1 protein-coding gene is annotated in these 224 nt (G+C 43.8%); it reads right to left on the minus strand.

Features of this window, described 5'->3' with window-relative positions; genetic code table 11:
* Nucleotides 1-224, minus strand: a 224-nt coding sequence (locus ACQ96U_RS27290) for a transposase (protein WP_431724428.1), incomplete at both ends; no start/stop codon positions are given.

The raw sequence follows: 224 nt of genomic DNA on the forward strand, positions 1-224 counted from the left end.
AGTAGGCACTGGCCTTTTTTAAAATTTCTTTCTCCATGCGTAATGCTTTGTTTTCTTTACGCAATCGTTTCAGTTCATCGCGCTCAGACTCTTCTAAGGCAATGCCTTTCTGCTGAGCTTCGTATTTTTCTTTCCACTTGTAAAGCAGGCTAGTAGCGACTCCGAGTGACTTTGCTGCATCAGCAACACTGTAGCCTTGCTCTAGCACCATCAAAACAGCTTCA

Origin of the sequence: Zooshikella sp. RANM57, from assembly GCF_050749885.1 — a bacterium.
Taxonomy (GTDB): Bacteria; Pseudomonadota; Gammaproteobacteria; order Pseudomonadales; family Zooshikellaceae; genus Zooshikella.